We start from the raw sequence: 22,253 nt of genomic DNA on the forward strand, positions 1-22,253 counted from the left end.
CCCTAGAACCGGTAGAACGCAACGAGCGCGGCGAGAATCAACAGCACGACGTTGATGCCGATCATCTGGTTCTCCTTGCGCCGCGCGTGCACCACGGCGGCCCCGATCATGATCAGCGCCAGGCCCAGCGCCGCCAGTGGGGTCAGCACCGGCGCGATCCCGGTGGCCCAGGGAAGCACCAGACCGATCGCGGCCAGGACCTCGAGTGCGCCGATGGTCTTGATCGCCCCGTCGGAGAAGTCCTCGACGTAGCCCATGCCGCTCGCGGCGAGCGCCGTGCGCGGCCGGGAGAGCTTCATCGCGCCGGCGGCCAGGAAGGCCACGGCGAGCACGATCTGCAGGATCCAGACGAACACGTTCATAACCGGTCACTCCGTCGAACGCGAGGGGTCCGGCCACCGCCGGACTTGAACATTCAACAAGATAGACTACAAAGGATGAGAGTTGAAGTATCTCGGTGCATCGTCACCGGAACGTGATGACTATCCGGTCTCGCCTCCCGCGAGTCGGCAGATATCCGCGCGAGTCGCGGTCCGCGCGTGATCGGAAATGCGGCGACTCACCCTCCAGAAAAGGGCGACTCGCGGACTAGAAGGCGGGCCAGGGGATGGCGGGGCCGTAGCCGGAGGGCTCGGGATAGCGGCGGCTGGCCAGGAGCGCGTCGACCCGGCGGGAGAGCGCGGCGACCTCGCGGCGGGTGACGTGCTCGCCCAGCGCCGCGCACAGCCCGCCGTCGAGCTCGGCGCGCAGCCGGCGCAGCGCACCCTGCACGTCGTCCGGCAGCTTCTGCCCGACCCAGCCCCACAGCACCGTGCGCAGCTTGTCCTCGGTGTGCAGGGTCAGCCCGTGGTCGACGCCGTAGACGCGCCCGTCGACCCCGGCGAGCACGTGCCCGCCCTTGCGGTCCGCGTTGTTCGCGACGACGTCGAACGCCGCCATCGCACGCAGTTCGGGCCGGTCGGCGTGCGCCAGCACGGCGGGCTCGCCGAACCCGTCGCGGGCCCGCAGCACGCCCAGCCAGCCCTCGGGCACCTCGGACGGCGCGCACACGTCGACCAGTTCGCGCTCGTCATCGGTGTCCACCCAGGCCTGCACCATGCCCGGCCCGAACGGACCGTCCCGCAGCACCGTCGGCGGGACGACGTGCCAGCCTGCGGCCTCGGAGATCAGGAAGCTGGCCACCTCCCGGCCGGCCAGGGTGCCGTCGGGGAAGTCCCACAGCGGGCGCTCGCCGCGCACCGGCTTGTAGACGCAGCGCATCTCGACACCGTCGATGGAGACGGTGCCGAAGAGGGTGGCGTTCGAGGCGTCGACCAGCCGCCCGGTGATCTCGATGCGGCCGTCACGCAACAGTCCCGGCACAGCCGGGTCGCGAGGCTCCAAGGTCGTCGGTCAGTCCGCGACCGGGGACCGCTGGTGGTACCCGTTCAGCCGGACGCACACGTGACCTTGCGGATCGAGCGGCTCGGCGCACAGCGGGCACGGCGCACGGCCTGCGGACACGACCTTCTCGGCCCGCTCGGCGAACGCCTTGGCCTGCACCGGGGAGAGGAACACGCGCAGCGCGTCGGGCCCCTCCTCGGTGTCGTCGAGCACGACCGACTCGTCGATCTCCTCCTCGGTGACCGCGAGCAGCTCGACCACGATCGAGCGCGAGTCCGCGTCCCAGCCCAGCCCCATGGTGCCGACCCGGAACTCCTCCTCCAGCGGCACGGCGAGGGGATCGGTGTCGGTCTCCTCGTCGGTCTCGGGAGCGAGCTCCGAGCCGAACCGGCGGGCGACCTCCTGGAGCAGGGCGCTGATGCGCTCGGCCAGCACGGAGACCTGTTGCTTCTCCAGCAGAACGCTGATCGTGCGCGCGTCCTCGATGGCCTGCAGGTAGAACGACCGGTCGCCGGGCTCGCCGACGGTCCCGGCGACGAACCGCTCGGGCTGGCGGAAGACATGGATGACGCGTGACATGGCAGTACGAGACTAGGCCAATGGAGCGCGTCGGGCACGTCCGCGGGCCGCGAGCATCACGTCGAACCGCCGACCACCGCCTCCGAGCTGCGCCTCGCCGGGGCCCGGCGCCGCTTGGGCTTGGGCGGGATCAGGCTGGTCAGGTCGCCGCCGAGGTCGTTGACCCGGGCCACGAACGGCCGCGTCTCGGTGTAATGGACGACGCTCACCGAGCAGGTGTCGACCACGATCCGCTGGAAGTTGTCGAGGTGCGTGGCCAGTGCGTCGGCGAGCACGGCCTTGATGACGTCGCCGTGGCTGCAGGCCAGCCAGACCGCGGTGGGGCCGTGCTCGGCGGCGATGCGGGCGGCGTTCGCGCGCACCGCGGCCACCGCCCGGGCCTGCACGGCGGCCAGCCCCTCGCCCTCCGGGAACACCGCCGCCGACGGGTGCGCCTGCACCACCTTCCACAGCGGTTCCTTGGCCAGGGTCGTGAGCACGCCGCCGGTCCACGTGCCGTAGTCGACCTCGGAGAGTCCGGGATCGATCACCGGGGTGAGCCCGCGGGCGGCGGCCAGCGGGGCGACGGTCTGCTGGCAGCGGGTCAACGGAGAGCTGACGATCTCGGTCAGCGGCAGCGGGGCGAGCCGCTCGATCACCTTCTCCGCCTGCGCGCGGCCGGTCTCGTCCAGCTCGACGCCGGGGCTGCGGCCGGCCAGCACGCCGGCCGTGTTGGCCGACGACCGTCCGTGCCGCAGCAGGATGAGGGTGGTCACGTTGATCGAGCCTACGTGCCGTTGCTCAGTACGCCGACACGGCGCCGATCGACAGCGCGGCCAGCAGTGCGGCGCCGAGGGCGATCCGGTACGCCACGAAGACGTACACGCTGTGCTTCTGCACGTAGCGCAGCAGCCAGGCGATCACCGCGTACCCGACGAGGAACGCGATGAGCGTCGCGACGAGCATCTGCAACCCGCTCGGACCGTCGCCGGCGAACACGTCGGGCAGCTGGAACAGCCCCGCCGCGACGACCGCCGGGATGGCCAGCAGGAACGAGTAGCGCACCGCGGCCGGGCGGGTCAGGCCGAGGAACAGCCCGGCGGTGATCGTCCCTCCGGACCGGGAGACACCCGGGATCAGGGCCAGCGCCTGGGCGAAACCCAGCAGCACGCCGTCGCGGACGGTGAGCTGCTCGATCGGGCGGCGCTGCGGGCCGTAGCGCTCGGCGAGCCCCAGCAGCAGACCGAAGACGATCAGTGTCGTGGCGATCAGCCACAGGTTGCGGGCCACCGTCTCGATCTGCGGTTTGAACAGCACCCCGAGGATGCTGATCGGGATCGTTCCGATGATCACAAGCCAGGCGACCCGGTAGTCCGGCGTCGCCCGCACCTCCGGGTCGCGGAAGCCGCGGAACCACGTCATGACGAGGTTGCCGATGTCCCTGGCGAAGTAGATGAGCACCGCGAGTTCGGTGCCGAGCTGGGTCACCGCGGTGAACGCCGCGCCCGGGTCGTTGCCGAAGACGGCGCCGGAGACGATCCGCAGGTGCCCGGAGGACGAGATCGGCAGGAACTCCGTCAGGCCCTGGACGAGCCCGAGGACGAGGACCTCGAGCCAGCTCACGGCGCGATGCTCTTCCGGGTCTGATTCACGGCGCGCACCGTACCGGGGCTTGGGCAACCCTTTACGCATAGGCTGTCGCCTCGTGCGGCGCAGACAGGTCGGGACCAGCGGACTGCAGGTGTCCCGGATCGGCTTGGGCACCATGACCTGGGGCGAGGACACCGACGCCGAGGCCGCGACCGAGCAGCTCACCACCTTCGTCGACGCCGGGGGCACCCTGGTCGAGACCGCCGACGTCTACAGCGACGGCAAGGCCCAGGAGATCCTCGGCGAGGTGATGAACACCGCCGTGCCGCGCGACTACCTCGTGCTGACCGGCCGCGGCGGGCTGCCCACCGGCGTGCTGGGCGACGGCGCCGCGCGCGGCGCGCTGCTGGGGGCCCTGGACGCCATGCTGAGACGGCTGGGCACCGACCACCTGGACCTGTGGCAGCTGCCCGGCTGGGACGCCGCCGTCCCGCTCGAGGAGACGCTCAGCGCCGTGCAGGTGGCGGTGATGTCGGGCCGGGTGCGCTATGCCGGCGTGGTCGGCCCCGCCGGCTGGCAGCTCGCGACCGTCGCGGAGCGGGCCCGCACGCTGGGCAACATCGCCATGCCGGTGTCGGCGCAGGTCGAGTACTCGCTGCTGTCCCGGGTGGCCGAGGCGGATCTGGTGCCCGCCGCCCGGCACCACGGCGTCGGGCTGCTGGCCTGGGCGCCGCTGGGTCGCGGCGTACTCACCGGCAAGTACGCCGACGGCACCCCGGCCGATTCCCGTGGCGCGTCCCCGGTGCTGGCCTCGTACGTCGAGGCGCGGCGCAACGAGCGCTCGGCCCGCATCGTGCAGGCCGTGCTGACCGCCGCCGACGGGCTGGGCACCTCACCGCTGGCGGTGGCCCTCGCCTGGGTGCGCGACCGGCCCGGGGTGGCCGCCGCCATCGTCGGGGCCCGGGACGCGGCCCAGCTCTCCGCGTCGATGGCGACCGAGGCCGTCGAGCTGCCGGCGGAGATCCGTTCGGCGCTCGACGACGTGAGCGTGCCGATCTGACCGCCCCGGTCGGCGTGCGTGCGGACACCTCCGGCCCCGATCGGGCCTGGCACGGGCCTGCGGCCACGCATAGTGTGTGAGGAATCCACCCGCCGTTCATCATGTGGGGTGTGCCATAGGGCCGGGTCGAGCGGCACCCGGTCGCACGAACCTGGCAGGAGGTGGCCGGTGGCAGCAACCGGCGTGGCCGAGGGGGACCTGACCGACGGGGAGTGGGAGTACCGCCCGGTACAGCTCCCGGGAGACGTCTCCCGGATGACCGCGGCGGTACGGCTCGCCATCCAGGCCGAGTTCGGCGGCTGGGAACTGTCACGCGTGCGGCTCTACCCCGGTGGGGTCCGCAAGGTGTGGCTGCGCCGCCGGCGCTCGAACCGGATGTTGCCCGAGCTCTCCGTCTGACGACGATCCCCGTCACGAGCGGGCCCTCACGACTGCTCGCGCAGCCGTGAGGGCCGGCTCGGGCACGGTCTACGGGGCCAGCACGACCTTGCCGGTGGTCCGCCGCGACGCCAGCCTGCGCAGCGCCTCGGGGGCCTCGGCCAGCGGCAGCTCGACCCCGACCAGCGGGTCGATCCTGCCCTGCGCCCACAGCTCGCCCAGCGCGTCCTGCCACTGCGGGATCAGACCCGGGTTCATCTGCCGGTAGTAGCCCCAGTGCACGCCCACGACCGAGTAGTTCTTGACCAGGATGTGGTTGGTCGGCGCCTCGGCGAACCGGCCGGCCACGAACCCGATGACCAGGATTCGGCCCTCGAACGCGGCCACCCGCCGGGACGCGTCGAAGATGTCGCCGCCGACCGGGTCGTAGATGACGTCGGCACCGCGGCCACCGGTCAGGTCCTTGACCGCGGCCACGAGGTCGGTATCCCGGTAGTCGATCACCTCGTCGGCCCCGAGCGATTTCGCGACGGCGCACTTGTCCGCGCCGCCCGCGGTCCCGATCACCCGCGCACCGGCCGCCTTGCCGAGCTGCACCGCTGCGCTGCCCACCCCACCGGCGGCGGCGTGCACCAGCAGCGTCTCGCCCTCCCGCAGGTTCCCGCGGTGGTGCAGCGCGCAGTAGCCGGTCTGGTAGGTGATGAACATCCCGGCGGCCTGCCCGGCGCTCATCCCGTCCGGCCACGGCAGCGTCGACTCGGCGTCGAGCAGCACCAGCTCCGCGTAACCGCCCTTGCCCATCGGCGGGGTGCCGAGCACCCGGTCGCCGACCGCGGCCCGGGCACCCTCCCCCGTGGCGACGACCTCACCGGCGACCTCCAGGCCCGGGGTGAACGGCAGCGGCGGACGCTCCTGGTACTTGCCCTGGCAGACGAGGATGTCAGGGAAGTTGCACGCCACCGCGTGCACCCGGACCAGCACCTGCCCGGGCCCCGGCTCGGGGTCCGGCAGGTCGTCGTGCCACGTCAGGACCTCGCTCGGATCACCGAGTTCGGCCACCTGCCAGCCACGCATCAGTGGTTCTCCCAGCTCACGTTCGGGGGTGCGACGCCGCCCTTCGGGCCGGGCACCCCGCGGAATCCGTACGGTCCGGGCTCGCGACCCGGTTGGACGAACCAGCACTCGCCGGGCTCGCCGCGGTCGAGCACCGCCTCGACGGCGTCGGCGACGTCGTCCGCGGTGAGCAGCGGGAAGTCACCGAACTGGTCGCGGGCGTGCGCGAGCAGCGGGGTGTCGGCGAAGCCGGGGCAGATGGCGTTGACCCGGATGCCCTCCGGCGCCAGCGTGGGCGCCGCGGAGCGGACATAGCCGACGACCGCGTGCTTGGTCAGGGTGTACAGCGCGTCGCCGGGCAGCGGCAGCAGCCCGGCCAGCGAGGCGGTGGCGATGATGGTGCCGCCGCCGGCGCGGCGCAGCGCCGGTACCGCGGCGTTGAGGCCGTAGACGACGTGGTCGACGTTGACGCCCATGATGCGCCGGTAGCCGGCGAGGTCGAGGTTCTCGATACCCGACTGCCCCGAGGTGATGCCGGCGTTGAGCAGCACGATGTTCAACCGCCCGAAGCTGTCCTCGGCGACGTCGACGGCCATCGCCATCGCGTCCGGGTCGGTGACGTCGCCGGGCAGCGCCAGGCCGCCGACCTCCTCGGCCAGCGCGCGGGCGCCCGCCTCGTCCCGGTCCATGACGGCCACGACGGCGCCGGCGCCGGCCAGCCGGCGGACCGCGGCGGCCCCGATGCCGGATGCGCCGCCGGTGACGAGCGCCGCTTTGCCCTTGAGGTCCACGATGACCCTGCCTCTCAGCTGTTCCGCAAGAAGGTGTCCAGCACACGGGTGCCGAACGTCAGCGCGTCCACCGGCACCCGCTCGTCGATCCCGTGGAAGAGCGAGGCGAAGTCGAGGTCCGGCGGGAGCCGCAGCGGCGCGAAGCCGTAGCAGCGCATGCCCAGCTCGGCGAACGACTTGGCGTCGGTGCCACCGGAGAGCATGTACGGGATCGTCGTCGCCTCCGGGTCCTCGGTGCGCAGCGCGGCAGCCATGGCCTCGACCAGCGGACCCTCGAACGGCGTCTCCACCGGCGGCAGGTCGGTCACCCACTCGCGGCTCACGTCCGGGCCGAGCAGCTCGTCGACCTCGCGCAGGAACGCCTCCTGCCGGCCGGGCAGCACCCGGCAGTCGACGACCGCCTCGGCCGTCGACGGGATGACGTTGGCCTTGTAGCCGGCCTGCAGCATCGTCGGGTTCGCGGTGTCGCGGACGGTCGCACCGATGATGCGCGAGAGCGGGCCGAGCTTGGCCAGCGAGCCCTCCAGGTCGTCCTCGGGGAACTCCAGGCCGGTCAGCTCACGCATCCGGTCCAGGAACTGCCGGACCGTGTCGGTGATCACCAGCGGGAACGTGTGGTTGCCCAGCCGCGCGACCGCCTCCGCGAGCTTGGTCACAGCGTTGTCCTCGTGCAGGAACGAGCCGTGCCCGGGCTTGCCGCGGGCCCGCAGCCGCATCCAGGCGATGCCCTTCTCCGCGGACTCGATGAGGTAGACCCGCTGGTTCTCGCCCAGGGTCAGGGAGAACCCGCCGACCTCGCCGACCGCTTCGGTGCAGCCGTCGAACAGGTCCGGCCGGTTCTTCACCAGCCACTGCGCGCCGTACTTGCCGCCGGCCTCCTCGTCGGCGAGGAACGCGAACACGATGTCGCGCGGAGGCACCACCCCGTCGCGTTTGAACCGGCGCGCGACCGCGATCGTCATCGCGACCATGTCCTTCATGTCGACGGCGCCGCGGCCCCACACGTAGCCGTCCTGCACCGCCCCGGAGAACGGGTGCACCGACCACTCGCTGGGCTCGGCCGGCACGACGTCGAGATGGCCGTGCACGAGCAGCGCGCCGCGCTGCGGGTCGGCGCCCTCGAGCCGGCAGAAGACGTTGCTCCGGCGTGGCGCTCCGGACTCCAGGACCTCGACCTCGTACCCGACCTCGGCGAGCTTGCCCGCGACGTACTCGGCGGCCTCCTTCTCCCCGACGACGGTGTCCGGATCGCCGGTGTTGGAGGTGTCGATCCGGATGAGTTCCGAGGCGAGTTCGACGACCTCGTCCTCGGCTGTGCTGGGTCCGGTCATGCGGATCTTCCTACCACCGAGGATCCGGTTTCGGGTGCCCGGTGGGCGTCGGCTATCCTTCCTCCGTCGCGGTTCGGACCGCGGCGATGTCCGAGTGGCGGAATGGCAGACGCGCTAGCTTGAGGTGCTAGTCCCCGGTAAGGGGGTGGGGGTTCAAGTCCCCCCTCGGACACACATCGCTCCTCCATCGGCCATCTCGGCCGGCACGTCTCGAGCGCGTCAGCCGGTCGCGAAACCGGGGATGTTCGCGGCGGCCACCGCGCGGGCCGCCACCGTGCAGTCGAGCTGGGCGAGGATGTTCATCCAGCCCGTCAGTACCCGCACCACCAGCACGTGGTCCGGCGGCAGGTTCAGCGCCCGTCCGGTCCGGGCGAACGCCCGGTTCCCGGGGTTGGCCACCCGCGCTCCCTGCCGGGCCATCCAGGTCCGGTCGAAGTGGAAGACCTCGTGGCGCAGCGGGTCCGCGAGCGCCCCGATCCAGCGCAGGACATCCGCCTCCTCGGCGTCCGCCGCGAGGAAGCCCTCGGCGACCAGCAGCTCGGTCAGTGCCGCGCCCTCACCACGGGCGGTGAGGTTCAGGATCTGCACCAGCACCGGCGGGATCCCGCCGGGCAGCGACGCGACCGCCCCGAAGTCGACCATCCCGAGCCGACCGTCGTCGAGGACGAGGAAGTTCCCCGGATGCGGATCGGCGTGCAACAACCCGATCCGGGCCGGCGAGGCGAACATCGTCTCCACGACGGTGTGCGCGTACCGGTCCCGCGCCCGCTGCTCGTCCGCGTCGGCCGGGGTGTCCAGCTCCGACCGCAGCGGCACCCCGTCGAGCCACTCGGAGACCAGCACCTTCGGCGCCGACGCCACCACCGCCGGGACCCGCAGCCCGGGCGCGTCGGCGAACCCGGCCGCGAAGGCGCGCTGGTGGTCGGCCTCGATCCGGTAGTCGACCTCCTCCATCATCCGCTCGTGCAGCTCGGCGACCAGGGCGCGCGCATCCAACCCCGGCAGCACCGCCCCGAGCAGCCACGAGAACCGCCGCAGCTGGCGCAGGTCGGCGTCCAGGGCGACGTCCGCACCCGGGTACTGGATCTTGACGGCCACCGCGCGGCCGTCCCGCCACACGCCGCGGTGCACCTGCCCGAGGCTCGCCGCGGCCACCGGGTCGTCGTCGAATTCCCGGAACCGCGACGCCCAGCCACGCCCCAACTGCTCGGTGAGCATCCGGTGCGCGTCGCGGACCGGCATCGGCGGCCCCGCGGTCTGCAGCTTCGCCAGTGCCTCGTGGTACGGCCCCAGCAGCTCCGCCGGCACCATCGCGTCGTAGACGCTCAACGCCTGCCCCAGCTTCATCGCGCCGCCCTTGAGGCTGCCGAGCACGGCGAACAGCTGCTCGGCGTTGCGCGCGGCGGTCACCGCCGCCACATCATCACGGTCGGCACCGGACAGGGCCCGGCCCCACCCCGCCACCGCACGACCCGCGAAACCCAGCGGCAGCGACGCCAGCCGCGCCGAGCGGGACAACCCGTTGCGCGGAACCCGACCGGTCACGGTCCCCTCCGGTGAGCTCGACGACCCATGAGCACGAGCCGCCGACGCCGACGTCCCCGCTGCGATCATGACACCTCGGAGCCCGGACGGCGTTGCCGAGGCCCAGCGCCGGACCCGGCCGCCGGGGCGAGCCGCGCCCAGGGGAATGCGGCGTGGCCGGTGACGGTGCGGTGCGAGCCCCGCATTCCTCGTCAGTCACGTCCCGGGCGCGGCCGTGAGCCCGGGCGCACACCCCGACAAACGCCCGACATGGTCACCGATCGGCGATGACCCGCGGAAGCGGCGTGCGATATCGGCACCGGAATCGCCGCAATCGAACGGCTGCAAAAATAGGGTGCCGAGCATTCAGTGGGCACGCCTTGGACCCCGGTTGACCCTCGATGGTCGAATGAGCGAGTTCATTACCTGAAGCACATCCCGGCGGAGCACACCTGCGCAGGTCCGCCCGACCCGGCCACCGGCCCGCAGCCGGGCCCGGCGTCCACACGATCACCTCAGCGGCAGGCGAGAGCAATATCAACACGGCAGCGCCGCAAAGCTCCGCACGCAATGAAACAGGAAACACGAACCCGTGACCCGCAACATCTGCGGTCCACGAGAACGCCGAACAGGGGTGACCCGGGCGGCAATTCCGGCGTACGTTTATCGGTTCGAACACCGAGGGGCCGGGACAGGTCCGAACGGTTCACGGACAGAACGGCGGAGAACCCGCCACGAAGCACATTGTTTCGCGCGAATCAGAACATCCATCCGTTCCAGGATGTGAGGGGAAGAAAGGAAGAAGAATGAACATACGACGTACCGCGGTCGTGGGCCTCGCGACCCTCGGCCTGCTCGCCGGCGGCGGATCGGCCACGGCGTTCGCAGCCACACCCGCACCCGTCACCGCGGCACCCGCGGTCAAGACCGTCGACGACCCCACCGGCAACGGCATGGGTAACGGCACGGGCAACGTCGGCAACGGCGCGGGCAACGTCGGCAATGCCGTGGGCAACATCCTGAGCGACGACGGCGGCAAGAGCATGGGCGACGGCGTCGGCAAGCATCTCGGCCACGGCGCCGTCCTCGTCGTCGGCGTCCTCGTCATCGTCGGCGTGGGTCACCACTGACACCGCAGCGTCCGCAGGTCCCGGTGCCGAACCCGCGGAATGCTGCGGGGCCCGCCGGGGAGATCCTGCGGACGCTGAACCCGGGCCGACGCCACGGGTGAGCCCGCCCACCGCCTCACCCGTGGTGCCGGCCGGGCCCCGGCGGCGGCGCAGCCGGAGAACTGCGGCGCGGGAGAACGGCCGGGTCGAGGCTCGGCGGCAGGAGCAGCGCGGCGACGGTCAGCGGCGGCGTGCGCCACGCGAAGCGCCTGCAGCAGCCGGGCGCCGGGACCAGACGGTGCCGCGCCGCACGAGCCGCAGCGATGACGGGCGCAGGCACCGCCCACCGGCCCGATGGTGATCGAACAGCTCCGCGTCGTCGAAGGTCTGGTGGCAGCCCGGCGCCGCACAGTGGGCCCGAATCGGCCCGAACCAGCTCGCACCGCACGGGCACGAGATCCGCGCATTGCTCGGGTCGTCACGAGGCACGCGCGCACGCTAGACGCGGGGACCGACAGAATCCGGCCCGCGGCACGGGCGCCGGGTGCGATCCGTCGGCGACGATGTCCCCGACCATCGGCATGATCGGGGCGGGAGCGACAGCGCAATGGATCTCGAACTGGGCGGGCGCACCGCCGCGGTGGTGGGCGGGTCGAGTGGCATCGGCGCGGCCACCGCCCGGGTGCTCGCCGAAGAAGGCTGTGACGTCGCGCTGACCTACCGGCGCTCCGTCGCAGGTGCCCAGCAGGTGGCGGATGCGGTGCGCGCGCACGGCCGCCGGGCCTGGCTCGTACCCCTCGACCTCGCTCGACCGGAATCGGTCCGCGCCGCGGCCGACACGCTGGCCGCCGCCGCCGGCGACCTCGACGTGCTGGTGCTCAACGCCGGCCACAACGTCGTGACCCCGTTCGATCGGATCAGTGTGGAGGAGTGGCGCGAGGTGCTCGAGGTCAACCTCGGCGGCGCCTTCTTCACACTGCAGGCACTGGCGCCCCGGGTCCGCCCTGGCGGCGCCGTCGTCACGGTGGCCAGCGTCGCCGCCGAGACCGGGGCCCCGCACCACATGCACTACGCGGCGGCGAAGGCCGGCCTGGTCAACCTCACCAAGTCGATGGCCCGCGAGCTCGCCCCGCAGGTGCGGGTCAACTGCGTCGCCCCGGGGATCACCCTCACACCGATGGGCCGGCAGGCCATCGACAACCTCCCCGAGGACTACGCGGCGACCAGCCTGCTGCTGCAGCGCTTCGCCGGCCCGCAGCGGGTGGCGCAGCTGATCGCGCTGATCGCCAGCCCGGTCACCGAGTACATGACCGGCGCGACCATCGACATGAACAGCGGCCGCTTCCTGCGCTGAGCCGCGGAGACGGGGAACGTTGGGGGCATGGACGTGGACGCGGCGACGCTGTCGGTCCGGCTGGCTCCCGAGCTGTGGCTGTTCGTGGGGCCGCGGCGGCGGCGCGAGCAGTTCGAGATGACCCACGACGGCACCGCCACGCTCGCCCACGTGGTGCCGGCGCTCGGCGTCCCGCTGACCGAGGTCGGTGCGCTGCTGGCCGACGGCGCATCGGTCCCCCCGGCACATCGCCCGCAGCCGGGATCCACCATCACCGTCCGCGCCGTGCAGCGGCCTCAGCGGGTACCCGGCTGGGACGGGCGGTTCGTGCTCGACGTACACCTCGGGGCCCTCGCCCGCCGGCTGCGCATCCTCGGCCTCGACACCGCCTACCGCAACGACGCCGACGACGACGCGCTGGTCCACCAGTCCACGGCGGAGCACCGGCTGCTGCTCACCCAGGACCGTGGCCTGCTCAAACGCCGGGCGCTGTGGGCCGGTGCCTACGTCCGCGGCGCCCACCCGGGCGACCAGCTGACCGACGTCCTGGGACGGTTCGCTCCCCCGCTCGCGCCGTGGACGCGGTGCGCCGGCTGCAACGGCGAACTCGACGCCGTGGACAAGCGCGAGATCGCCGACCGGCTGCCGCCCGGCACCCGGCGCCGCTACGACCGCTTCACCCGATGCCGCGAGTGCGGCCGGGTGTACTGGCGCGGGGCGCACAGCCGTCGCCTCGACGCGATCGTCGCCGCGGCCCGCACGGCGGCCGGCTCCTCCGGAAGGCCGGGCCCGGCGGCCGTTCGGTCGGCACCGCACTAGTCCGACGATGTCCCCGATCCCGATGCAGGAGGTTCGGTCGCCGATGAGCTCGACAACCGAACACGACACGGCCGACGGCGCCCGGGGGGCAGGCGTCGGAGGACCTCGGGGGGCTCGACACCGCACCCGAGGGGTGCGACGACGCCGGGCCGGCGCGGACCGTGTACCGGAAGACGGAACACGATGGTGGTGCAGAGCACACATCCGGCGCAGGATCGTGCGCACCACCACACGTAGGAGTGATCATGCTCAACGCCGAGTCCATGCTCCTCGTCCACTGCCGCATCTTCGACGGCACCGGCGAGGAGGAGATCCCCGACGGTGCGATCTGGGTCGAGGGCGACGAGATCCGCCGGGTCGGCTCGATGGACCGGTTCGAGGACGTCGGCGACGACGTACCCCGGATCGACGTCGGTGGCCGCTTCGTCATGCCGGGGATGACCGAGGCGCACAGCCACCTGTCCTACTTCAACGCGTCCAGCCTGCAGGACCTGGACATGAACTGCACCGCCGAGGCCACCACGATCTACGCGATCACCAACGCGCGCACGATGCTGCGCTGCGGTTACACCTCGGCGCACAGCTTCGGCTCGCTGCACGCGGTCGACGTGGCGGTGCGCAACGCGATCAACTCCGGGGTCGCGCCGGGGCCGCGGTACGTCGCCTGCGGGCGTGACGTGCTGGGCACCGGCGGCATGATCGACTGGAATCCGGACCACCTGCAGCTCGGCATGGACGGGCTGGCCCTGCTCGCCGACAACCCGTGGGAGGTCCGGAAGGTGATCCGCTCGGTCCGCAAGTCCGGGGCCGACACCGTCAAGGTCTACCTCGACGGCGAGGGCATGATCGAGTCCGATCTACCGGGCGAGCTGTCCTACACCCAGGAGGAGGCGGACGCCGCCGCCGACGAGGGGCACCGCCGCAACCTGCGGATGATCTGCCACGCCCGCTCGGCGGATGCGGTCACGATGGCCATGAAGGCGGGCTTCGACGTCATCGGGCACGCCAACTACCTCAACGACGAGGCCCTCGACCGCATGCGCGAGCAGCGGCACCGCATCTTCGTCACCCCCGCCATCCACTGGCAGGTGGGGCTGTACGAGAACGGCGCGGAGTACGGGTTCTCCCAGGACGTGCTCGACTCGATGGGTTACAAGGACGAGATGGTCGAGACCATCGCCAGCGTGGCCAAGATGAAGGCGGCGGGCATCCGGGTGCTGCCGGGGGGTGACTTCGGGCTGGCCTGGACCCCGCACGGCACCTACGCGAAGGACCTGCAGAACTTCGTCGACCTGTTCGGCTACACCCCGCGCGAGGCGTTGATCGCCGCCACCCGCGACGCCGGGGCCATGGTCGACTTCGGCGGCAAGGTGGGCACGCTCGAGGCCGGCAGGTTCGCCGACATCGTCGTGGTCGACGGCGACCCGCTCACCGACATCACGGTGCTGCAGGACCAGGACAGGATCGTCACCGTCATCAAGGGCGGCAAGATCTACCACAACACCCTCCCCTCCGGGCCTCGGTTCGACCTGTCGGCGCAGGCCGGGATCAGTGCCGCCGAGGAGGACCGCGTGCTGTCCGCGGGCCGGTGAGCGCCCTCGACGTCGCCGCACTGCGGAAGCTGGCGGCGGCGAAGCAGGACGCCCCGGGCCCGTGCAACCGGCGGTGCCGCGAGCGCGGCGAGTGCGCGTTCGGCCGGTCCGACCCGCCGGGGACCTACTGCCGGGAACGCCGGCCGCCGCGGCGCGGTGAGTGGGCGGCGCGCGCGGTGGAGGCCGACCGGTCGTGACGCGGGCGGTCCCCGGACGCCGAGGCATCCGGGGGCCGCCCGACCGGGGCCCGCCGGCGTCACCCGACGGTGATCATCCCGCGCTGCGGCTCGGATGCGCGGTGCCCCACAATGCGGGTCATGGCCACGGCGTCGATCTCCGCAAGGCCGGATGTCGCACCGAAGAGCCGTTATCGCCCGGAACTACAGGGGCTGCGCGCCCTGGCGTCCGGGCTGGTGGTCGTCTACCACGTCTGGCTGGGCCGGATCTCCGGTGGCGTCGACGTGTTCTTCCTGATCTCCGGCTTCCTGATCACCGGTCAGCTCTACCGGGCGGGCCTGCGCGGCCCGATCGCGGTGCGGCCCTTCTGGGGCCGGGTGGTCCGCAGGCTGCTCCCGGCCGCCGCGACCGTCCTGCTGGTCACCGTGGCGGCCGGCATGGTCGTGCTGCCCGAACAACGCTGGCTGCAGGCCATCCGCGAGGTCGTGGCCTCGGCGCTGTTCGTCGAGAACTGGCGGCTCGCCGCCGACTCGGTCGACTATTTCGCCCAGCACGACGCCGCGAGCGTCGTCCAGCATTTCTGGTCGCTGTCGGTACAGGGCCAGTTCTACCTGGTGTGGCCCTTGCTGGTGGGCGTCGTGGTGCTCGCCGCCCGGCAGACCGGACAGGAGCTGCGGCCGCTCCTGGCGATCACCCTGCTCGCCCTGTTCGCAGCGTCGCTGCTGTACTCGGTCGAGCTGACCGCGGCCAACCAGCCGCTGGCGTACTTCGACTCGCTGACCCGGGTGTGGGAGTTCGCTCTGGGCGGGCTGCTCGCGCTGGGGATCGACGAGATACGGCTGTCGCGGGCGGTTCGGGTCGCACTCGGCTGGATCGGTGTCGTCGGCCTGGTCAGCTGCGGGCTGGCACTGGACGTCGGCTCCCAGTTCCCCGGCTACGTGGCCCTCTGGCCGATCCTCTCCGCCGCGGCGGTACTCGTCGCAGGCGCCACCGGCAGCCGGCTCGGTGTCGACCGCGCGCTGTCCAGCCGGCCGCTGCGCTACCTCGGTGACCTCAGCTTCGCGCTGTACCTGTGGCACTGGCCCGTCCTGATCTTCTACCTGGTGGGCCGGGACCGCGCGGAGGTCGGCTGGCGCGGCGGTCTCGTGATCATCGGTGCCTCGCTGGTGCTGGCCGCGCTGACGTACCACCTCGTCGAGAAGCCGACCCGGACGGCGAAGCTCGGGGCGCGTGTCCTGCGCGGCGACTACCGGGTGGGGGCACTGGCCCTGGTGCCGGTACTGCTCGCGGCCGGCACCTGGCACATCGTGAGTACGAACACCGCCGAGCAGGTGGCGGTGGTCGGCGACGACGACCATCCCGGCGCCATGGCGCTGGAGGCGGGCGCCGGTGCCGGGGACGACGACGCCGAGCTCATCCCCTCGCTGGTCACGCTGCACGAGGACTTCGCCGGTATCGACGACTGCACCCCGTCGGCTCTGAACGACGAGCTGAAACTGTGCGCCACCCCGACCGCCGGGCCGCCGACGCGCCGGATCGTCATCGTCGGTGACTCGCACGCCGAGCAGTACATCGCCGCGCTACGGCCCATCGCCGAACAACGGAACTGGCAGCTCGTCGCGATGCTCAAGGGGGCGTGCCCGTTCTCCGCGGTCTCCGACACCGTCCCCGGTGACCGCAGGTGCATCGCGTTCAACGCCGCGGCCACCCAGGAGATCGTCCGGATGCACCCGGACGCGGTGTTCACCGTCGGCACCCTGAACGTGCGCAGGGGCCTCAGCGAACACACGCCACAGGGGTTCGTCGACCGGTGGCGTTCCCTCGACGAGGCGGGGATCCCGGTGCTGGCGGTGCGGGACAACCCGCGCTACGACTACGCCCCTGCCGAGTGCCTGCAACGCAGCGGCCGCGGCGCGCCCGGATGCGCGCCGCCACGCGAGGAGTTCCTGGCACCCCAGGCGCCGTACACGGCGCTGCGCGACGTCCCGCCGAACGTGCACTTCCTGGACTTCAGCGACCACATCTGCCCGGGGACGACCTGCCCGCCCGAGATCGGCAACGTGTTCGTCTACCTCGACGACAACCACCTCAGCGCGACGTACCTGACCTCGATGTCACCGATCGTCGGGCGCGCGGTGGTCACTGCTATGGGCTGGTGAGCAGCAGCGCCCGCGCGATCGGGACGCCCGGCCGGTAGGCCAGGTGCAGGTGGCTGGGCGCGTCCAGCACCGCCAGGTCGGCGCACCGGCCCGGGGCCAGCACCCCGACGTCGTCGCGGTGCAGCGCCAGCGCGCCGCCCGCGGTCGCCGACCAGAGCGCCTCGGCCGGGGTCATGCGCAGCTCCCGGACCGCGAGCGAGATGACGAACGGCATCGACGACGAGTAGCAGGTGCCGGGGTTGCAGTCGGTGGCCAGCGCCACCGTGGCACCGGCGTCGAGCAGCCGGCGCGCGTCGGGGTAGGGCGATCGGGTGCAGAACTCGACGCCGGGCAGCAGCGTCGCCACCGTGGTGCCGCCCGCCAAGGCCTCGACGTCGGCGTCGGTGAGGTGGGTGCAGTGGTCGACGCTCGCGGCGCCGAGCTCCACGGCGAGGCCGACCCCGGGCCCGGCTGCGAGCTGGTTGCCGTGCACCCGCAGTCCCAGCCCCGCCGCGCGGCCCGCCTCCAGGACGGTGCGGGCCTCCTCGCCGTCGAAGGCGTGCGGGCTGGCCGGCTCGCAGAACACGTCGATCCAGCGGGCGTGCGGTGCGCAGGCCCGCAGCATCTCGCCGGTGACGAGGTCGACGTAGTCGCCGCGGGCCGCCCCGGCGGGCACCACGTGTGCGCCGAGGAAGGTCGTCTCGGTCGTCACCTCGGCGGCCAGCCGCAGCGTGCGCTGCTCGTCGGCGACGGTCAGGCCGTAGCCGCTCTTGACCTCCACGGTGGTCGTCCCCTGGGCGCGCAGCTCGGCGATCCGCCCGGCGAGGAGCGCACGCAGGGTGTCGTCGGTCGCGGCGCGGGTGGCGGCGACCGTGGTGGCGATGCCGCCGCCGTCGTAGCGGGTGCCGGCCATCCGGGCGGCGAACTCCGCGGCCCGGTCCCCGGCGAACACCAGGTGCGTGTGTGCGTCGACGAACCCGGGGACCACCGCCCGCCCACCGAGATCCGTGCGGGCGTCGGCGGCCGGGGCGCGCGCCGCGGCACCGATCCAGGCGATCGCGCCCTGGTCGACGACGACCGCGGCGTCGGTGACGACGCCGAGCGGCGAGCCGTCACCGGCGGCCGGGTCGTTCGTCGCGAGCTCGGCGATCCCGGTGAGCAGGGTGGAGCTCACGGGTCCCCCCACAGCGGCTCGATCGCGGCCCGCAGCAGCGCCCCGACGTCGCCGAGCCGGTGCCGGCCGTCCTCGACCAGCACCCGGCCGTCGACGAGCACGGTGTCGACGTCGGCCGCGGTCGCGGTGAACAGGACCTGCTCCGGGGCACACCCGGCGGTGCGCGGGGAGTCGAGCCGGATCGCGACCAGGTCCGCGCGCGCACCGGCCTCGAGGCGGCCGGCGCCGGCCCAGCCGAGACTGGTGTGCTCGGTCGCGGCGTCGAGCAACTCGGCCGGGGTGAACCGGCCGCGCCGGCCCGACATGAGCCGCTCGTGCATCTCGCACACCCGGGCCTCGCAGAACAGGTCGATCACCGCGTGCTGGTCGCTGCCGAGCGAGAGCCTCGTGCCGGCGTCACGCAGCGCCCGGGCCGGTCCGATGCCGTCCGCGAGATCGCGTTCGGTGGTCGGGCACAGGCACGCGGTGCCACCCGCGCCGCCCAGCACGGCGACGTCGGCGGCGGTCAGGTGGGTCGCGTGCACCACCGTCGTGGCGGGCCCCAGGACGCCCTCGCCCGCGAGCAGCCCGGTCGGGGTGGCGCCGTACCAGGCGAGGCAGGCGTCGTTCTCGGCGGGCTGCTCGGACACGTGAACGTGCAGCGGCCGCCCGGCCGCGACGCCGGCCACCACCCCCAGGGCCGCGCGCGGGACCGCGCGGATCGAGTGCACGGCGGCACCCACCCGCATCCCGTCGTCGCCCCCGAGGTCAGCGACCCGGGCCGCCCACGCCTCGACGTCGCCGTCGGAGAACCGCTGCTGCACCCCGTCGAGCGGCAGGTGGCCGTCCGGACCGAGCCCCCCGGCCAGGTAGCACGCGTCGATGAGGGTCAGCCGGATACCGGCATCGGCCGCGGCCTGGCGCAGCGCCACGGCCATCGCGTTCGGGTCGGTGTACGGGCGCCCACCCGGGCCGTGGTGCAGGTAGTGGAACTCCCCCACCGCGGTGATCCCGGCCAGGGCCATCTCGGCGTAGGTGGCCCGGGCCAGCGCCAGGTAGGAGTCCGGATCGAGCCGCTGCGCGACCGCGTACATCCGTTCGCGCCAGGTCCAGAACGTGCCGCCGCGGTCGTGGGTGTGCCCACGCAGCGCGCGGTGGAACGCATGGCTGTGCCCGTTCGCGAACCCGGGCAGCACCACCCCGGGCAGCCGCGCCGCGCCCGCCGGGTCCGTCCCGGCCGTGACCGCGACGAACCGCCCGCCGGCGACGTCGAACGTCACATCCCGCGCGACCCCTCCGGGCAACACCGCCCACCCCGCCCACCACCTCACCGCTCAACCCTGCCCCGCACGTTGTGGAGACATGACGCGATCGGGCGCGGTGCGGGGGCGCATTGCGCAGACATCGCGCGGGGGCGGGTCACCGGGTGAGGTCGGTGATGACGGTCGCCAGGGCGGCGACGCCGGACAGGCAGTCCGCGTGGTCGGCGTGCTCGGCGGGCGAATGCGAGACGCCGGTGGGGTTGCGGACGAACAGCATCGCCGCCGGGACACCGGCCGCGGCCAGGATCCCGGCGTCGTGCCCGGCCCCGGTTCCCAGCACCGGCACGTCCCCGAGCACCCTGGCGAGCCGGTCGGCCAGCGCCGGGTCGAACGGCGTCAGATCCGTCCAGGACTCCTCGGCCACGATGCCGCCGTGCCCGGTCACGACCTCGGCCGTCTCGGCGACGATCGCACGCACCTGCGCGGCGCTTGGCCCGCGCGCGTCCAGCCAGCCGGTCACCTGCGACGGGACGGCGTTGACCGCGTTCGGGTCCACCCGGACCTTGCCGCAGGTCGCCAGCGCGTCGTTGCGGACCGCCGCCACCCGCGCGGCGAGCACCACCGAGGCGAACGCGAGCATCGGGTCGTGCCGGTCGGCCAGCCGGGTCGTGCCGGCATGGTTCGCCTCGCCGGGCAGCTCGACGCGCCAGCGGCCGTGCGGCCAGATCCCGGAGCCGACCGCCAGCGGCGCGTCGAGGTCGACCAAGGCCCTGCCCTGTTCGACGTGGAGTTCGACGAAGGTGCCCACCCGGCCCAGCGTCTGCGCGTCGCGGCCGAGGTGCGCCGGGTCGTGCCCCGCCTTGGTCATCGCCTCGGCCATCGAGATCCCGTCTGCGTCGGTCAGGCCGCGGGCCCGGCCGGGGTCCAGCGCGCCGGTGATGATCCGCGAGCCGGCGCACGCGACCCCGAACCGGGCGCCCTCCTCGTCGCCGAAGTTGACCACGGCGATCGGCCGGCCGGGTGCGACGTCCCGGTCCCGCAGCGCGTCCAGGGCCGCGAACGCGGACACCACCCCGAGCGGGCCGTCGAACGCGCCGCCGTCGGGGACCGAGTCCAGGTGCGAGCCGATCGCCAGCCCGGGGGTCGCGTCCGGGTCGCCCCACCACGCCCACTGGTTGCCGGCCCGGTCGGTGGTCAGGTCCAGGCCGCGGCGCGCCGCCTCGCCGGCGAACCAGTCGCGCAGCGTCGCGTCCTCGCCGGTCCAGGCGTAGCGCCGGTATCCGCCGGTGCCGGGGTGCCGCCCGACCGGTTCGAGGGCCGCCCACATCCCGTCGAAGCTCATGACTGCGCCATCGGGATCCGCACACCCCGCGCGTGTGCCACCTCGCCGGCGGTCTCGTACCCGGCGTCAACGTGCCGGATGATGCCGGTGGCGGGGTCGTTGGTCAGCACCCGTTGGATCTTCTCCCCGGCCAGGTCGGTGCCGTCGGCGACGGTGACCTGCCCGGCGTGCAGCGACCGGCCGATGCCGACCCCGCCGCCGTGGTGGACCGACACCCAGCTGGCGCCGGAGGCCGTGCTGACCATCGCGTTGAGCAGCGGCCAGTCGGCGATCGCATCGGAACCGTCGGCCATCGCCTCGGTCTCGCGGTAGGGCGAGGCGACCGACCCGCAGTCCAGATGGTCGCGGCCGATCACGATCGGGGCGGACAGCTCGCCGGCGGCGACCATGTCGTTGAACCGGACCCCGGCCCGGTCGCGCTCGCCGTAGCCCAGCCAGCAGATCCGGGCCGGCAGGCCCTGGAACGGGACCCGGTCCTGGGCGGCCCGGATCCAGCGGTGCAGGTGATCGTGGTCGCCGAACAGGTCGAGCACGGCCTCGTCGGTGGCGTGGATGTCCTTCGGGTCACCGGACAACGCGGCCCACCGGAACGGGCCCTTGCCCGCGCAGAACAGCGGGCGGATGTAGGCCGGGACGAACCCGGGGAACGCGAACGCCCGCTCGAAGCCGCCCAGGCGCGCCTCGCCGCGGATCGAGTTGCCGTAGTCGAACACCTCGGCGCCGGCGTCGAGGAAGCCGACCATCGCCGCCACGTGCTTCGCCATCGACGCCCGGGCCCGGTCGGTGAACTCCACAGGTTTGCGCTGTGCGTAGTCGTGCCAGTCGGCCAGGGCGACGCCCTCCGGCAGGTACGACAGCGGATCGTGCGCGGAGGTCTGGTCGGTGACGACGTCGGCCGGCACGCCGCGCCGCAGCAGCTCCGGCAGCACCGTCGCGCAGTTGCCCACCACGCCGACCGACAGCGCGCGGTGCTGCGACCGGGCGCGCTCGCACCGGGCGACGGCATCGTCGAGGCCGGGGGCCAGCTCGTCGAGGTAGCGCTGGTCGAGCCGGCGGCGCAGCCGCGCCTCGTCGACGTCGACGGTCAGGCAGGCGCCCCCGTTGAGGGTGACGGCCAGTGGTTGCGCACCGCCCATCCCGCCGCAGCCGCCGGTCACGGTCAGCGTGCCGGCCAGGGTGCCGCCGAATCTCTCGGCGGCGACGGCCGCGAACGTCTCGTAGGTGCCCTGCAGGATTCCCTGGGTTCCGATGTAGATCCACGACCCGGCGGTCATCTGGCCGTACATGGTCAGGCCGAGCTGTTCGAGGCGGCGGAACTCGGGCCAGGTCGCCCAGTCGGGCACCAGGTTCGAGTTGGCGATCAGCACCCGCGGCGCCCAAGGGTGGGTACGCAGCACACCGACCGGTTTCCCGGACTGCACGAGCAGGGTCTCGTCGTCGGCCAGCGTGGTCAGCGTACGCACCATCGCGTCGAAACAGGCCCAATCGCGCGCCGCCCGCCCGGTCCCGCCGTAGACGACCAGGTCGTCAGGGCGTTCGGCGACCTCGGGGTCGAGGTTGTTCATCAGCATCCGCAGCGGCGCCTCGGTCTGCCAGGACCCGGCGGTCAGCGTGCTGCCGCGCGGGGCGCGGACGGGGCGGGCGCCTTCCATGGCCGATC

Annotated in this window: 22 protein-coding genes and 1 tRNA gene; 9 read left to right on the forward strand and 14 right to left on the reverse strand. The window is 72.9% G+C overall.

Translation table 11 applies throughout. The annotated features are described in order from the left end of the window. Positions 1-2 precede the first annotated feature (2 nt). The 5 genes from HF526_RS19895 to HF526_RS19915 all read right to left on the reverse strand — a co-directional run bounded on the left by HF526_RS19895 (position 3) and on the right by HF526_RS19915 (position 3,564). Positions 3-362 (reverse strand): DoxX family protein, encoded by a 360-nt coding sequence (locus HF526_RS19895; RefSeq protein WP_169383044.1) that lies wholly within the window; start codon positions 360-362, stop codon positions 3-5. Positions 363-588: 226 nt separating this feature from the next. Continuing rightward, positions 589-1,383 (reverse strand): SCO1664 family protein, encoded by a 795-nt coding sequence (locus tag HF526_RS19900; RefSeq protein WP_169383045.1) that lies wholly within the window; start codon positions 1,381-1,383, stop codon positions 589-591. 9 nt (positions 1,384-1,392) lie between these two features. Beyond that, entirely contained in the window at positions 1,393-1,962 is a 570-nt protein-coding gene (locus HF526_RS19905) for a DUF3090 domain-containing protein (RefSeq protein WP_169383046.1), read from the reverse strand. A gap of 56 nt (positions 1,963-2,018) precedes the next feature. After that, positions 2,019-2,717 carry an MSMEG_4193 family putative phosphomutase gene (locus HF526_RS19910; protein WP_169383047.1) on the reverse strand — a complete coding sequence of 233 codons (699 nt, stop codon included), beginning with the start codon at positions 2,715-2,717 and terminating at the stop codon, positions 2,019-2,021. Between the two features lie 25 nt (positions 2,718-2,742). Next, complete coding sequence (locus tag HF526_RS19915) at positions 2,743-3,564, reverse strand: undecaprenyl-diphosphate phosphatase (protein ID WP_338051611.1); 822 nt, start codon at positions 3,562-3,564, stop codon at positions 2,743-2,745. 82 nt (positions 3,565-3,646) lie between these two features. Here HF526_RS19915 and HF526_RS19920 point away from each other — a divergent pair, with 82 nt between their 5' ends. Then, complete coding sequence (locus HF526_RS19920) at positions 3,647-4,591, forward strand: aldo/keto reductase (protein ID WP_169383049.1); 945 nt, start codon at positions 3,647-3,649, stop codon at positions 4,589-4,591. A 168-nt stretch (positions 4,592-4,759) separates the two neighbouring features. Next, entirely contained in the window at positions 4,760-4,990 is a 231-nt protein-coding gene (locus HF526_RS19925) for a DUF5703 family protein (protein WP_420821645.1), read from the forward strand. Positions 4,991-5,059: 69 nt separating this feature from the next. On the opposite strand, the gene HF526_RS19930 is transcribed toward HF526_RS19925, so the two are convergent. From HF526_RS19930 to HF526_RS19940, 3 genes are read right to left on the reverse strand one after another with little or no spacing between them, the layout of a single operon-like run. Beyond that, on the reverse strand, positions 5,060-6,043 hold the full coding sequence (locus HF526_RS19930; RefSeq protein WP_169383050.1) for an NADPH:quinone oxidoreductase family protein: 984 nt from the start codon (positions 6,041-6,043) through the stop codon (positions 5,060-5,062). Beyond that, positions 6,043-6,813 carry an SDR family oxidoreductase gene (locus HF526_RS19935; protein ID WP_338051612.1) on the reverse strand — a complete coding sequence of 257 codons (771 nt, stop codon included), beginning with the start codon at positions 6,811-6,813 and terminating at the stop codon, positions 6,043-6,045. Before HF526_RS19935 ends, HF526_RS19930 begins: the two co-directional genes overlap by 1 nt. Positions 6,814-6,827: 14 nt before the next feature. Next, complete coding sequence (locus tag HF526_RS19940) at positions 6,828-8,144, reverse strand: M20/M25/M40 family metallo-hydrolase (protein ID WP_169383051.1); 1,317 nt, start codon at positions 8,142-8,144, stop codon at positions 6,828-6,830. 88 nt (positions 8,145-8,232) lie between these two features. On the opposite strand from HF526_RS19940, the gene HF526_RS19945 reads away from it, so the two are divergent. Further along, positions 8,233-8,316 (forward strand) — tRNA-Leu (locus tag HF526_RS19945). Positions 8,317-8,363: 47 nt separating this feature from the next. On the opposite strand, the gene HF526_RS19950 is transcribed toward HF526_RS19945, so the two are convergent. Continuing rightward, on the reverse strand, positions 8,364-9,689 hold the full coding sequence (locus HF526_RS19950) for an ABC1 kinase family protein (RefSeq protein ID WP_338051613.1): 1,326 nt from the start codon (positions 9,687-9,689) through the stop codon (positions 8,364-8,366). A gap of 785 nt (positions 9,690-10,474) precedes the next feature. Here HF526_RS19950 and HF526_RS19955 point away from each other — a divergent pair. Beyond that, a complete protein-coding gene (locus HF526_RS19955) occupies positions 10,475-10,798 on the forward strand; it encodes a hypothetical protein (protein WP_169383053.1) in 324 nt (107 codons plus the stop codon). A gap of 219 nt (positions 10,799-11,017) precedes the next feature. Here HF526_RS19955 and HF526_RS37485 read toward each other — a convergent pair whose 3' ends face one another. Further along, positions 11,018-11,266, reverse strand: coding sequence for an FDXHR family putative zinc-binding protein (locus HF526_RS37485; protein WP_420821646.1), 249 nt, complete (start codon positions 11,264-11,266; stop codon positions 11,018-11,020). Positions 11,267-11,384: 118 nt separating this feature from the next. Here HF526_RS37485 and HF526_RS19960 point away from each other — a divergent pair, with 118 nt between their 5' ends. The 5 genes from HF526_RS19960 to HF526_RS19980 all read left to right on the forward strand — a co-directional run bounded on the left by HF526_RS19960 (position 11,385) and on the right by HF526_RS19980 (position 16,857). Beyond that, positions 11,385-12,131, forward strand: a complete 747-nt coding sequence (locus tag HF526_RS19960) for an SDR family NAD(P)-dependent oxidoreductase (protein ID WP_169383054.1) — start codon at positions 11,385-11,387, stop codon at positions 12,129-12,131. A gap of 27 nt (positions 12,132-12,158) precedes the next feature. Then, on the forward strand, positions 12,159-12,929 hold the full coding sequence (locus HF526_RS19965; RefSeq protein WP_169383055.1) for a Mut7-C RNAse domain-containing protein: 771 nt from the start codon (positions 12,159-12,161) through the stop codon (positions 12,927-12,929). Positions 12,930-13,174: 245 nt separating this feature from the next. Continuing rightward, complete coding sequence (locus HF526_RS19970) at positions 13,175-14,521, forward strand: metal-dependent hydrolase family protein (RefSeq protein ID WP_169383056.1); 1,347 nt, start codon at positions 13,175-13,177, stop codon at positions 14,519-14,521. After that, positions 14,518-14,718: a hypothetical protein gene (locus tag HF526_RS19975; RefSeq protein ID WP_169383057.1), complete on the forward strand. Its 201-nt coding sequence runs from the start codon at positions 14,518-14,520 to the stop codon at positions 14,716-14,718. Before HF526_RS19970 ends, HF526_RS19975 begins: the two co-directional genes overlap by 4 nt. A 120-nt stretch (positions 14,719-14,838) precedes the next feature. Continuing rightward, positions 14,839-16,857 (forward strand): acyltransferase family protein, encoded by a 2,019-nt coding sequence (locus HF526_RS19980; protein ID WP_169383058.1) that lies wholly within the window; start codon positions 14,839-14,841, stop codon positions 16,855-16,857. Here the strand turns inward: HF526_RS19980 and hutI are convergent. The 4 genes from hutI to hutU form a co-directional block, all read right to left on the reverse strand. Next, positions 16,844-18,010 carry an imidazolonepropionase gene (gene hutI / locus HF526_RS19985; RefSeq protein ID WP_169383059.1) on the reverse strand — a complete coding sequence of 389 codons (1,167 nt, stop codon included), beginning with the start codon at positions 18,008-18,010 and terminating at the stop codon, positions 16,844-16,846. The two genes, HF526_RS19980 and hutI, sit on opposite strands and share 14 nt — an antisense overlap. Then, a complete protein-coding gene (locus HF526_RS19990) occupies positions 18,007-19,320 on the reverse strand; it encodes a formimidoylglutamate deiminase (RefSeq protein ID WP_169383060.1) in 1,314 nt (437 codons plus the stop codon). The genes hutI and HF526_RS19990 overlap by 4 nt, the downstream gene beginning before the upstream one ends. 88 nt (positions 19,321-19,408) lie before the next feature. Continuing rightward, a complete protein-coding gene (locus tag HF526_RS19995; protein WP_211177509.1) occupies positions 19,409-20,593 on the reverse strand; it encodes an allantoate amidohydrolase in 1,185 nt (394 codons plus the stop codon). Then, entirely contained in the window at positions 20,590-22,245 is a 1,656-nt protein-coding gene (gene hutU, locus HF526_RS20000) for a urocanate hydratase (RefSeq protein WP_169383061.1), read from the reverse strand. The genes HF526_RS19995 and hutU overlap by 4 nt, the downstream gene beginning before the upstream one ends. Between the last annotated feature and the right edge of the window lie 8 nt (positions 22,246-22,253).

It is taken from the genome of Pseudonocardia acidicola (assembly GCF_012911935.1).
In the GTDB taxonomy this organism is placed as follows: domain Bacteria; phylum Actinomycetota; class Actinomycetes; order Mycobacteriales; family Pseudonocardiaceae; genus Pseudonocardia; species Pseudonocardia acidicola.